This is a genomic window from Bradyrhizobium commune, from assembly GCF_015624505.1.
In the GTDB taxonomy this organism is placed as follows: Bacteria; Pseudomonadota; Alphaproteobacteria; order Rhizobiales; family Xanthobacteraceae; genus Bradyrhizobium; species Bradyrhizobium commune.
In genome coordinates this window covers 3009589-3022414 of sequence record NZ_CP061379.1, presented here as the reverse complement: position 1 = coordinate 3022414, position 12826 = coordinate 3009589, and the positions used below count along the sequence as shown (strand labels likewise).

The following is a 12826-nucleotide window of genomic DNA, read 5'->3' as shown; positions in this document are numbered from 1 at the left end:
GTTACGTTCTTCCTTTGGTTGGGTCTCCCGGTGATGTCAGTCTGCGCAGGCGGCCAGGTCGCCCACGCCGCCGATCTGACGTTTCCCAGTCGTGGGACCGGCACTGCACCGGCACCGGTGCCCTGGCTGTTCGGCGACTGGGACGGTGCGAGAACCAAGCTGTCGAATGCAGGCATCGATTTTCAGTTCGGCTACACCAGCGAGATCGCCGGCAATGCAACGGGCGGTCAGCGGCAACAGGCGGCCTACACCGATCAATGGGTATTCGGCACGACGTTCGATCTGACCAAGCTGGGTGTCGTGCCCGGCGGCACGGTCCAGGTCACATGGACGGACCGCAACGGCAGCAATTTGAGCGATGACGCCCGCCTCGGCACGTTGCAGCAGGTACAGGAGGTGTTCGGACGCGGCCAGACGCTGCGGCTCACGCAATTCTGGTACGACCAAAAATTCATCGACGGAGCGGCCGACTGGAAGATCGGGCGGATCACCTTCGGCGAGGATTTCGCATCGTTCGCGTGCGATTTCCAGAACCTGACCTTCTGTGGCGCGCAACCCGGCAACCTCGTCGGAAACTACATCTACAACTGGCCAGTCAGCCAATGGGCCACCCGGCTGAAATTCAACTTGCAGGGCTTCGGCTATTTTCAGTTTGGTGTGTTCGACGCCAATCCCAATTACCTGAAGGTGCAGCAATCAGCTCTTCCGGTGTTCTATTCGGGATCCACCGGCATTCTCATCCCGGCGGAACTCGCCTGGCTGCCGAAGTTCGGCGGCCTTCAAGGCAGCTACAAGTTCGGCGGCTGGTATGACACATCGACCGCCCCTGACGTGGTCACCGACATCAACGGCAACCCGGCCGTCCTCTCGGGACAGCCGCTGCTACAGAGCCGCGGGCGTTACGGTATCTACGTCAGCTTCCTCCAGCAGGTGATCCGGCCATCGCGAGCAGATTCAGCGGGCACGCTGAGCCTGTTCCTGAACGCGACGATGGCCGACCGCCGAACGTCGACCACCGATTATCAGATCGCCGGTGGCCTGACCTATACCGGTCCATTCCAGTCCCGACCCGAGGATGACATCGGATTTGCGATCGGCACCACCCACGTCAACAGCCGTGTCGCCTGGTCGGAAGAACTGCAAAATCTGGCGGGCCTCGGTCCGGTCGCGGTCCAGAGCAACGAATACGCCCTGGAGCTCTACTACACTTGGCGGCCGCTCACCGGCCTGCAGATACGACCGAACATCCAATACGTGATTGACCCCGGCGGCACGACCGCGAATCCGAACGCATTGGTGTTCGGACTGAAGACGGTTGCGAATTTCTGATACCGCATCAACCGAGCTCATCGCGCGGCCCGGTGGTGGCCTGCGGTCGTCGCGCCATCAAGTCGCGATGTTCGACGCGTCTCCGGCATGATCAGGTAGACGACGAGCGAGATCAGAATGGCACCCGTGACATACCAGTAGAACCATTCCTCGCGACCCATGGCTTTGAACTGGAGCGCGACCCATTCGGTGGTCCCGCCAAGGATCGCCGTGGTGATCGCATATGGCAACCCGACGCCGAGGGCCCGAATCTCGGCGGGAAAGAGTTCGGACTTGACCAGCATGTGGATCGAGGTGAAGCCGCTGAGAATGAAGAGAGCCGCAAAATTCAGGGCAAATGCTTCCCACGCGCTGCCGGCATGGCTCATGGCGGTCAGAAGCGGAACGGTCAGGATCGTACCGGCGGCGCCGAAGAAAATCATCACCGGGCGGCGTCCAACGAGATCGGATACCAGGCCAAACAGAGGTTGAAGAGGCAGATAACACAAAAGAGCCGCTGCGGTGGTGAGCGAGGCCGCTTCCTTCGTCATGCCGACGGTGTTGACCATGAATTTCTGCATGTAGACCGTGTAAGTATAGAACGAGATTGTTCCACCCACCGTGATGCCGATCGCCAGCAGGATCAGCCTCCAATGCGCGAGGAGGGTCGCCATTGATCCGCGGCTCTGCTCCTTGATCCCGGTCTCCCGGAAGGCATCGGTTTCGGCGATACCGCGTCGCAGGTAGAGGGCAAAGAGCGCGAAGATGCCGCCGATGACGAATGGAATGCGCCAGCCCCAAGCCTCCATTTGTCCGGGACGAAGGATCGCGTGCTGCAAGAGCAGGAGAAGAGCAAGTGCGGCGAGCTGGCCGGATACGACGCTGACCTGCAAGAATCCAACGAAAAAGCCGCGGCGATCCTTCGGCGCCATCTCGCTCAGATAGGTGGCACTGGTGCCGTACTCACCACCCATGCTCAAACCCTGGAGCAGGCGCGCCACCACCAGAAGAGCGGGTGCAACGACGCCAATCATCGCATATGTCGGTGTCACCGCGATCAGGAGGGAGCCAAAGCACATGAAGGAGACGGACACGGCAAGCGTCAGCCGTCGCCCCCTTCGGTCGGCGTAGCGGCCCATCAGCCAGCTGCCGAGTGGCCGCGCGACATAGCCAACCGCCGCTACCGCGGTGACGTTGAGCAATTGGGCGGTCTGGTCGCCCTGAGGAAAGAACGAACTGGCGAAATAGATCGAGAATATCGAGTAGACGAGGAAGTCGTACCATTCGATCAGGTTCCCAACGCATCCGCCCACGATGGATCGCAGCTGGACTGTTGTCACAGCGAACCGTTTTCCGGACGCAGCATCCATCGGCACATCATGCGCTGTGCTGATCATCACTTCCTCCCATGTCGGATTTCTGCTCTTTACGGCGCTACTGCCGAATTACGTCGCATAGCGACGCTCGAGTTCGTCATAGTGGCTCTTTCGAACCAGACGCTGCCGTTCGGCGAAGCTCGCCACGAGCGCACCGTCCTCATCCATGCGCCCGTCCCTGGCCAGCGCCCCCAGTGCGTTCTGCATTCCCAGGATGGCCCCCTGCAACGCCACGTTCGCGTAGAGCGCCATGGCGAATCCGATCTCTGCCAATTCGGCCTGGTCGAAGATCGGGGTGCGGCCGCCGACCACAAGATTCACCAATTGCGGGACCGGCAGCGCCGCGGGAATGCGCCGAACCTCGTCCTCACTCTCCGGCGCTTCGATAAAGATGAGATCCGCGCCGGCCTCGACATAGCGCGTCGCGCGATCGAGCGCGGCCTGGAAGCCCTCAGTCGCGCGCGCGTCCGTGCGAGCGATAATTAGAAGCTCTTCGGATCGGCGGGCATCGACCGCCGCCCTCACCTTTGCGGCCATCTCCTGCGATGTAATCAGTTCCTTGCCGGCGAAATGACCGCAGCGCTTGGGCATTTTCTGATCTTCGATCTGGATAGCGCTGGCGCCGGCACGTTCGAGCATGCGGACCGTGTGCGCCACATTGACGGCATTGCCGAAGCCGGTGTCGGCGTCGACGACGAGCGGCAGATCGGTCACGTTTCGGATTGCCATGGTGTGCTGAACGATCTGCGTCAGGTCGACGAAGGACAGATCGGGAAGCCCGAGCGACATATTGGTCACCCCGGCACCGGTCACGTAGATCGCCTCGAAGCCGAGGTCGGTGATCACGCGAGCCGCGAGCGCGTTGGGCGCACCGGGCACGAGGATGGCTCGCTTCTGCTGGAGCTTCTGTTTGAATGACATGAGTTGGGTCCCTCCGGCATGTCGGGCGTTCGCCGCACAATTCGCTTGCCAGCTCAAATCGGCCCATTAATGCTTCCAGTCAAATATCTAGATAAGGGCCAATCCATACATTCTGGATATAATTATGGAACTGAGACACCTGCGCTACTTCCTCGCCCTCGCGGAGGAGCTGAGCTTTACGCGCGCGGCTGAGCGGGTCGGCATCGCGCAGCCGCCATTCTCGCAGCAGATTCAGGCGCTGGAGCAGGAGGTGGGTGTCCGTCTCGTGGATCGAACGCCGCGCCATGTGGCGTTGACGGAGGCCGGTTCGGTCTTCGCGGACCGGGTCCGTTCGATTCTGTCCCGCATCGGCGAGGCCGTGGTGGTGACGCAACAGGTTGGACGGGGCATGTCGGGCCACGTCTGCGTTGGCTTCACGGAGTCGGGCTGCTTTCACCCGGCGGTGACTCGCACCCTGCTCGAGTTTCGCCAAGCCTATCCCGCCCTACACGTCACGCTGCAAGAGAACAGTTCGACCAATCTCGTGGCCATGATTCGGGACGGTACGGTTGATGCCGCCTTCATCCGGCCGCCGTTCGAGGCGGACGAGGTCGTAGCCTACACCCCGTTGCTGCATGAGAGAATGGTGGTCGCGGTACCGAAGAGGCATCGACTGGCGTCGCGCAAGGCAACGACGCTCGCAGGCCTGTCCGACGAGGTTTTCGTGTTCTACCATCGAGACGTGCGGCCGGGACTGACTGATGTCGTGATCGCAGCCTGCGAACGTTCGGGCTTCCGCCCGCGGCTGAGCCAGGAAGCACCGCAACTGACCTCGACCTTGAACCTCGTGGCGGCCGGACTTGGGATTGCGATCGTGCCGGAATCGCTCAGGCATCTCAGAACAAACGACATCGTTTATCTTCGGCTGACCGGTGACGCGCCGCAGGCGGCCCTGGGACTGGCCTCTCGGGCCGATGTGCGTTCGGCGGCGCTTGGCAATTTTATCTCAGTCGCACTCAGGATCGCGCGTGATCACAAGAAATAGCGACGGGCCGATAGGTGCGACGCCTATCCACGCTTATCGTCCGCGACACGGATAACTAGCTTGTCGGCTCGGCCAGCGGATGTTTTCGATGCTTCAGTCCTGGTGCGGGGCATCGATAGCGGCGAGGAGCGACGATCGCAATTTGTCTGTTGGATCGAAATTCTCGGCAAGCTTCCGTATGATCTGCTCGAAGCGAACCCGGTGCCTGGCCGCCTCGGCCGCCTCGCCAAGACTTGCATAGATCTCCGCCGCCGTCCGATGAATCCGCCAAGCGGCAAGCGGCATGTCGGCGTTGTCCAGAACCGAGAGCGCACGCGCCAATTGCAACCGCGCCTCGTCCAGATCGCCTGCGGCACACGCTATCTTCGCAAGCAGGCCAAGCGCCTGCACCAGATGATTGCGGTCGGGAGCCGGCGCGGCATAGTCATGGAGCTTTGCAGCCGACGATCGCGCCTGGGCGAGATCACCTGTCTGAAGCCCGTATTCGCCGAGGCAGTGATAGAGTTGTGTGTAGATGGTGAAATCCAGGCAAATGCCATCCGCATCGAGGCGACTCGTGACATCGTCGAACAGCTCGCGCGCGCGTTGCGGCTCGTTCATGCCGACAAACGCTTTCGCCAGAACGGCCCGCTGGAAGAAGAACGCGAAGGGGTTTTCGTCGAGAACCGCCTCGTCGACGCTTTCGCAGAGCTGGCGGGCTCCTTCAAAGTCCATCGCCTCGACATGGAGCCAGGCTAGCGTCAGGCGGCACAATGCGATCGCCGGGCGATTGGCATTTCTCTCCGCGAGCGCCAGCGCGGCGACGGTCTCGCGCTGCAATTGTCGCCATTCGCCGAGGTGAAGCAGCGCGGTCGACTCCAGTACATTGAACAGCACGAAGATGTAGACGTCGCCAACCTCCTGAGCCAGCCTCTTGCCGTCCGTCCCCGTGCGGCGGCATTCCTGATAATGTGACCGCCAGCACTCGAGGATTCCCTCGATCCCATACCGCCGGATCAGCGTGCTGTGGTCGCGCGCCTCGGCCGTCGCCTGCAAGGCCTTCTGGCAGAGTGCCGCGTCCTTCTCGCTCCAGCCCTTCAAGTACAGATTGATGCTGGCACTGCTGCCCTGGACCAGCGCCTTCAGGGCGTCATCCTCGAGCGCTTCGCTCTTGGCCAGCGCTTCGTCGGAGGCGTGAAGGCACACCCGCCGGTCGGCATGAAGGCAGAACCGGCTCACGGCCAGGAGTCCATTCACTTCCTGACGAAGCTGGCCGGCCGCTGCAGCTGTCGCGATCATCTCGTTCAGGTCGCGGACCGAGCCGCCGAGATCGCCGGCCGAGCGCAGGGCCCAACTGCGTTGACGCAGCAAGTTGATGCGGGCTCCATATTGATCCGTCGCACCCAGACGATCCAGAATTCCGAGCGCACGAGACAGATAATTGGTTGCCTCCTCGTGGCCGAGGCGTTTTGCGGAGTTCTCTGCCGCCTGGCTCAGGTAGCGCAACGCGCGCGGGAAGTCACGGCTCTGCTCGAAATGCAGCGCGAGGCTCGCTGCGATATTCTCCGTGCGGCCGGCATACCCCCGTTCCAGCCGCTCACCCATGCGGCGATGGACCTGGACTCGTCGCGCCGGGGGCAGCCTCTGATAGAGCACATTCTGATAGAGAATATGATGAAACGCGTACGATCCCGAATAGGTCCCGTCGGGCCATTCAGACACTCCTGATGACACCAGGGTGCGATCCCTCCGGGTGAGTTCCGCGAGGATCTCCTCGGTCTGCATCTCGTCACGCGCCAATCCGGCAGCCACCAGGGCGGCGGGGCATTCGCTCCCAGCTACGCTGGCAACCTCCAGGAGTTGACGCTCGTCATCGGTCAGTCGATCGATCCGATGCGTAATCAAATTGCTCAGATCTTTCGGTACAACATCGTCGGAGATAGCAATTCCGGAACCGAGGCGCCAAGCGCCATCGATCTGGACGATCGACTCCTGGTTGACAAAGTAATCCACGAGGGAAGCGATGAACAGCGGTTGCCCCTGGCTGCGTCCGAACATGGGCCCGGAGAGCACCGAGGCCAGCTCCTCGTCCTGGAAACGCAGAGCCAGGTGGTGTTTGACCTCCATGCTCGACAGTCGATCGAGTTGCAACTCGCTGCATCGTCCGTGGATCTCCAGATCCTGGTGCAGGCGGCGAACCGGATGGCCTTGTGCGGTTGCGTCGTCGGGCCGGTAGGTGCCGAGAACGAGTATTGATGTCCTGCGATCCCCGCGCGCGAAGCGCGACAGGACATCCACCGTCGCGAAATCGCTCCAATGCATGTCTTCGATAATGAGGGCCCATGGGCGATCTGCGCCCAATGCCTCAAGCAGGTCGCAGAATTCCCGCAGCATCCGCTCCCGCGTCGCTCCGAACACCTCGTTTTGAAACGCGGCACGATCCACTCCCTCAAGGAAGCCCGGCATCTGCAACAGCCAGGTCGGCGCATGGGAGCGAATGGCCTCCACAAGGGACGACCCGCCCGGTCCGCGACAGCGCGTCGTCAAGGCGTCGATCAGCGGAAGAAACGGCTCGTTGGTGCCGAAGCGCTCGGTACACTGCCCGGCGAGGAAGTCGACGCCATGTCGGGATAATTGCTCGGCTGCCATCTCGACAAACGAGGTCTTACCGATGCCGGCCTCGCCAGTGACGAAAGCGACCTGCCGCTCTCCACCAAGCATGCGTCGCATCGTGCCGTCCAGCTTCTGGAGCAGGCCGCGTCGCCCGACGAGCCAGCGAGATCGGGGAGCGACGACCGATGTTCGCTCGGCCGTCGGTCCTTGTTGCGAGCTTCCAGTACTCGGCCCGACAAAGCGATACCCGCGGCGCGGCAGCGTCTCGATCCAGCGGTCGCCGCCAGGTTCGGCACCGAGAGCTTTGCGCAGAGCCGCAATCTGCACCGAGAGATTGCTGTCTTCAATCGCAAGCCCTGCCCACGCAGCCTCGACGAGGGCGTCCCTGGCGACCGGCTCGCCGGATTTCTCGACCAGCACGCGAAGCAGCGCCACCGCGCGCCGACCAAGAGCCACAGGCTCGGTACCGTGGAACAGGATGCCCGCATTCGCGTCGAGACGGAATGGACCGAAAGCATGGACCGTCGACATGAACAAATTCGTTCTCGGTTGGAAGTCTTCGCAATTAACTCGTTCAGCTTTCAAAATGCCCCGGCCCACACGCCGCACGGTAGCAGAAAATCGGCGCCCAGCGCGACGAAGACGAGATCGAGCAGCTATGCAACGACGGAATGTTGCAACCCGGCGGAACTGAGCGACCCGCCCGCAGACGCAACTGCCTGGGCGCGCGCTACGCATGCTCGCTCAACGTACCACTTGCGAATTTCGTCCGATATGAAATCGATCACAGGTTTCGCCAACGAGACCAGCGCGACGTCGAGCATAGATCGCCCCTTGATCTGATTTATCGGGTTGGGCGCGGCGATATTCCCGCAACGGAAGCTTTTTTCGCGCACGAGCACCTCGTGACGAATTCATGACGCGAGACGCCCTGAGCGCCCCGATTTCGTGTGCACAATCTGCCCAGGCTGCCTGTTCCCTCGGCATCGATTCGGAATCTTTTCAGAACCTCTTCACGACTTCCCGCATCGATTGCCGCAACCTTTACGGTGACGAAGTTCGCGAAGCACTTTTTATTTTCCATCGGCGTGCGGACGGCTTCACAAGCTGGGAACGCACGCGCCGTGAATTGCAGAGGAGCGTGACAATGAAGAGCTCAGAAAGCGCCAGCCCTCCTGTATTGCCCACCGGGAACCGCGATTACGATCGCTGGATCATCTGCGGCTACGCGATGTTCAGCGTCGTCATGATCGCCGCCATCTACTTTGCGGTGCCGGGAGCGGATGCGACCGACGCGACCACAGCCCTTGCGATGGCGTTGCCGTGAACGAGGACCGGCCGCGCCTCGCCGGCTGGTGCCTGGCAATATCGGTGGTCACAGCACTCGGGATTTGGGTGCTCGTCGGTGCGCCGCAGCAGCAGACGGCTGCGCAGTGGCATTCGCCGTTGTTCAATCCCGACCCGCCCTGACCACCCCTCACGCGAAGCAGCACCGTTGGCCAACAGGCAAGCGGCGCTTTTCGACCCAGCTCAGAACTCTTCGCAAGTACCAACGAGGATAAAGCGGATGCGCACATTCGGAAAATTACTTTCCGCCCTTGGTAGACAAGGCCCGATGCTGCTGGTGGTTTCCCTCTGTGTGGGCGTTCTCAGCCGGCCTCTCGCGCATTTCGGATACAGCCTTTTGCCTGTATCCGCATTTCTTCTGACGCTGGGTTCCTTTCTCACCGCCGGTCTTGCACCATCCGGCCTCAAGATGCGCATCTCTCTGATCGGCGTAGTGCTGGCCTGGGTCGGTATCGTGCTTCCGTTGGCTGCGGCCGCCTTGTTGTCGTTTGTACCACTTGATCCATCGCTGCGGGCCGGCGTGCTGCTTTCGCTGCTGGCGCCGCCAGTCGGCAGTGCCGCAGCGATTGCTGCGATGCTGGGCCTGCAGCCCCGCATCGCCCTGCTCGTGTCGATCGCATTGACGCTGCTCGCGCCGATCTCGATTCCCTGCTTCGCCACCGTGCTGGGCCTCGGCGTCGCCTTCGACATGCAGGCCCTTGCCCTCCGCCTGTTTGGCATCATCGGGATGGCGGCGCTTGTAGCCGTCGCATCATTGCGGTGGCGCGAACGGCTGACGCCCGTCCTGCCGGATCAGCGCGCCGCCACCGGCGTCGCCGTCATCGGGCTCATCATCGTCGGTCTTGCGACCTCGCAGGGCATCACGACACAGTGGCACAGCAACCCGGCTCGTTTCGAGGAAATGCTCGCGGCCGCGATTGCAATCAATTTCGGACTGTGCGGGCTTGCCACGCTGGTCTTTTCAAGACTTGGTTTGCAGCTGGCCGGGACGATCGGCCTCGTCAGCGGCAATCGCAACGTCACTCTGGCGTGGGCGGCCGCGAGTTTTGGGCTGCCGCCGTTGGCGGAGGGTTACGTCGCGGCCTGCGTGATCCCCGTGCTCGCGCTACCCCTCATCGTCAGGCTGTGTGTCACGCTGCCTCCCCTGGTCAACCGTTTCGCGCCTCAAGCGCTCCGGTCATTTGCGTCCTGGAAACCCTGACTGGTGAGATTTCCTATGCTCGACATTGCCCGCTGGCTCGAACTGAGCTCGTACCGATCGATCCTTACAACATTGCCGATACCGATTGTGGCAATTTGTATTGCGGCGCTTTCGCCGGCCAGCGCCCACGTCCATCACGGCGCCGACGGCAGCACCATCAGTTGGTATCCGACCGACTGCTGCCATGATGGCGATTGCCATCCGGTGTCACGCATTCAGATGCTGTCCGATGGGCTGTTGATGACGACAGACGATGGCACAACACTCTATGTCAACCCGACGAAATCGCGAAGAGAGTCTCGCGACGGCCGCTGGCACATCTGCTTCGGCACCGGCGAAAACCCCGACATTCGCTGCATCTTCGCGCCGCCGAATTCATGACCGGCCTATCGCATCGGCGATCGAACGAGTATCTGCATAGTCAGGGAGCGAAACATGAGACGGGATCAGCATCATAATTCCACGCTCGTCGTCTTCGGTGACAGCCTGTCGGACAACGGCAACCTTTTCAACCTGATCGGCCTTCCGCAGCCGCCCGACTGGGACGGACGGTTCTCCAACGGGCCCAATTACGCCGAGCAGCTCGCAAGCCTGCTGCATATGCGCCTCGACGACAGGGCCTACGGTTTTGCCGAGGCCAGCGATACGTCGCCCTCGTTGCTGGTCAATCATGTCCCGCCACACGCCATCAATCTTTCGTACCAGGTCGCGCAATACATCGCGGAGCTCGACGGCCACAAGCCACCGGCCGATGCCACCGCGCTGATCAATATCGGCAGCAATGACTATGATTCGTTTTTTCTCAACGATGGTAATCCCGCGGATTTGCCGGCGTTTGTGCAGAACGTCATCGGCAGCGTCGATGCAGCGATCAACGCGCTGACCGACGCGGGTTTCAAGCACATCATCCTCTACACATTGCCCGATTTCGGGCTCACGCCGAATGCGCAGGCCGAGGGCCCGGCCGTCGTCGCGGCCGTTCACGCCGTAGACCTCGTCAACAACGCTGCATTGGCGCAGCTCGCTGCCAGCCATTCAAATGTCCATTTGGTGGACGCCTTCCAATTGACGGAAGCCTTTGCCGCGGATCCCAAGACCTTCGGCTTCAACAACGATCTCACGGTCACCTGGACCGCCCAGCTCGCCACCGGCACGCACCAGTTTGCGCCGAACGAGCTCGCCTTCTTCGATGGAGAGCATCCGACCAGCGCGGCGCACGGCGTGCTGGCGGCATTCTCCGATGCGGTGCTGACGTCGGATACGGCGCAATTCCTCGACGGCACGCAGAGCGTGATCCATGCCGGGGGCGGCGACAATTTCGTCTTCGCGACGCCACTCGATCCAACCAGGTCGGGGCTGAACGACAATTATACAATCTATGGCGGCGCCGGCGACGACATCATCTTTGCCGGTGAGGGCAATGTGACGGTGCATGGCGGCACTGGCAACGACCTGATTTGGGCCGGTGCCGGCAACGCCACGCTCGACGGCGGCTCCGGCCATGACGTGCTCGAGACCGGTTCGACCGGCGTCAACAAGCTGATCGGCGGCAGCGATGGCGATGCGCTGATCGTCAACCGCGCCGGCACCAATGCGCTATTCGGCGGCACCGGCAATGACCTCTTCGTGCTCAAGGAAAGCGCGAGCCTGGTCAAGCCCGACGGCAGCTTCACCTTCGGGCAACAGATGGTGAGCGGCGGCGGCGGGCATGACACGCTCCGCTTCATCATCAACGACCAAAATCCCACAGCGGAACGGGCCTTTCTCGCCGAATTTGCCAGGATCGAAACCGCCTTCGACCAGGCGGCAAAACACGGCCACGCCGGAAGCTTCGACATCGACGGACTGCATGTCACCGGCACCGAGCGCATCGAACTACAGATAGACTCGGTCTCGACCGATCCGAGCACGCCTTATCTGATCACGCACGCCATCGCGGCAGCAGATGGTCATGGTGGCGAAGTGAGCAACAGCTTGGGCCATCTGCTCCAGACGGCAGAGCAGTGGAATCTGCTGACGGTATGACGTCAGCTCACTCCAACCAGCGCCTTACAGACCTCCCGGCTGGCCTGTTGGAATAACCTGACTGCACCTCCGGCCCGTCGTCCCTTCAAGGTGATCGAGGCTATCGGGGCGGAAGTATCGCCGAGATCGACGTTCAACGCGCGCAGCCATGCGCTACTCGATCGCATTCTGAGTATCTGCATGGGCAACAGGGTTATGAACCGGCTGCTCGCCAACAGATTCAACCGCATGTAGATTGAAATCGTGGTGACGGTCGTTGGCGGAAGGGGCAGGTTATGTCGCCGAAATAGCTCGACGCCGGTACGACCCAAAAAAGACTCGGGCGGCGAGAGCGTCCATTGCTCTTGCATAAGTTCTGCGAGTTTCAGCTTCTTCCTCGATCGCAGCAGCGGATGCCGTCGCTCCGCCATCACCGCAAGGGAGGATCTAAACAGCACCTCCGCGGACAAATCATCCGCGACTGGCAACGGCGCCCAGCGCGTTATGGCCAGATCAAGCATTCTCTGGCGCAGAGCATGCTCAAGCGCATCCCGATCACCTATCGTGATATGATACCTGATGCCTGGATATCTGCGAACGAGATGTCCGATGATTTCTGTAACGATCGCGGTGACCGGCTCGGTCGTGCCGATCGCAACGAGCCCTTGTGCCGGATCCGATCTTTGCACAATGTCGGCAACACCCAGCTTTATTTCGTCGAAAACGACGCGCGTGCGATCGACAAGAAGGCGACCGCACTCGGTGAGTTCGACTCCGCGCGAGGTGCGATCCAGCAGCGCGGCCCCGACGGCGTGCTCCATGTCGGTGATGGCCTTGGAGATCGCCGGCTGCGACAATCCAAGACGGTGAGACGCCTTGGCCATGCTGCCGACCTCTGCGACGGTCTGGAGCGTATGCAGATCCTTGAGGCGCAGGCGTCGGCCGATGCGGTCCTGCCACTGCATGAGTATTCACCTCACGTTATAGCCCGATAGGAAAATGCGATTTCGGGTTATAGCGTTGTTGCTTCAGGATAGCGAGATGGAAAGCCGG

At 61.5% G+C, this 12826-nt stretch carries 10 protein-coding genes; 6 read left to right on the top strand and 4 right to left on the bottom strand.

All coding sequences use genetic code 11. The features are described from left to right. The first annotated feature begins 33 nt into the window (after positions 1-33). Positions 34-1329: a carbohydrate porin gene (locus tag IC761_RS14325; RefSeq protein WP_210338531.1), complete on the top strand. Its 1296-nt coding sequence runs from the start codon at positions 34-36 to the stop codon at positions 1327-1329. A gap of 17 nt (positions 1330-1346) precedes the next feature. Here the strand turns inward: IC761_RS14325 and IC761_RS14320 are convergent, their stop codons facing one another. Beyond that, entirely contained in the window at positions 1347-2678 is a 1332-nt protein-coding gene (locus tag IC761_RS14320) for an MFS transporter (protein WP_210338547.1), read from the bottom strand. Between the two features lie 75 nt (positions 2679-2753). Beyond that, positions 2754-3605 (bottom strand): isocitrate lyase/PEP mutase family protein, encoded by an 852-nt coding sequence (locus IC761_RS14315; protein WP_195804649.1) that lies wholly within the window; start codon positions 3603-3605, stop codon positions 2754-2756. A 124-nt stretch (positions 3606-3729) separates the two neighbouring features. Here IC761_RS14315 and IC761_RS14310 point away from each other — a divergent pair, with 124 nt between their 5' ends. Further along, positions 3730-4629: a LysR family transcriptional regulator gene (locus IC761_RS14310; RefSeq protein ID WP_195803861.1), complete on the top strand. Its 900-nt coding sequence runs from the start codon at positions 3730-3732 to the stop codon at positions 4627-4629. Between the two features lie 93 nt (positions 4630-4722). Here the strand turns inward: IC761_RS14310 and IC761_RS14305 are convergent, their stop codons facing one another. Further along, on the bottom strand, positions 4723-7752 hold the full coding sequence (locus tag IC761_RS14305; protein WP_195803860.1) for an ATP-binding protein: 3030 nt from the start codon (positions 7750-7752) through the stop codon (positions 4723-4725). 385 nt (positions 7753-8137) lie between these two features. Between IC761_RS14305 and IC761_RS14300 the strand changes: the two genes are divergently transcribed. The 4 genes from IC761_RS14300 (at position 8138) to IC761_RS14285 (ending at position 11794) form a co-directional block, all read left to right on the top strand. Continuing rightward, positions 8138-8548: a hypothetical protein gene (locus IC761_RS14300; RefSeq protein ID WP_195803859.1), complete on the top strand. Its 411-nt coding sequence runs from the start codon at positions 8138-8140 to the stop codon at positions 8546-8548. Positions 8549-8788: 240 nt separating this feature from the next. Beyond that, entirely contained in the window at positions 8789-9769 is a 981-nt protein-coding gene (locus tag IC761_RS14295) for a hypothetical protein (protein WP_246791516.1), read from the top strand. A 15-nt stretch (positions 9770-9784) separates the two neighbouring features. Continuing rightward, a complete protein-coding gene (locus IC761_RS14290) occupies positions 9785-10150 on the top strand; it encodes a hypothetical protein (protein ID WP_195803858.1) in 366 nt (121 codons plus the stop codon). Between the two features lie 54 nt (positions 10151-10204). After that, complete coding sequence (locus IC761_RS14285; RefSeq protein WP_195803857.1) at positions 10205-11794, top strand: SGNH/GDSL hydrolase family protein; 1590 nt, start codon at positions 10205-10207, stop codon at positions 11792-11794. A 2-nt stretch (positions 11795-11796) separates the two neighbouring features. Here IC761_RS14285 and IC761_RS14280 read toward each other — a convergent pair whose 3' ends face one another. After that, positions 11797-12738, bottom strand: coding sequence for a LysR family transcriptional regulator (locus IC761_RS14280; RefSeq protein ID WP_195803856.1), 942 nt, complete (start codon positions 12736-12738; stop codon positions 11797-11799). Positions 12739-12826 lie beyond the last annotated feature (88 nt).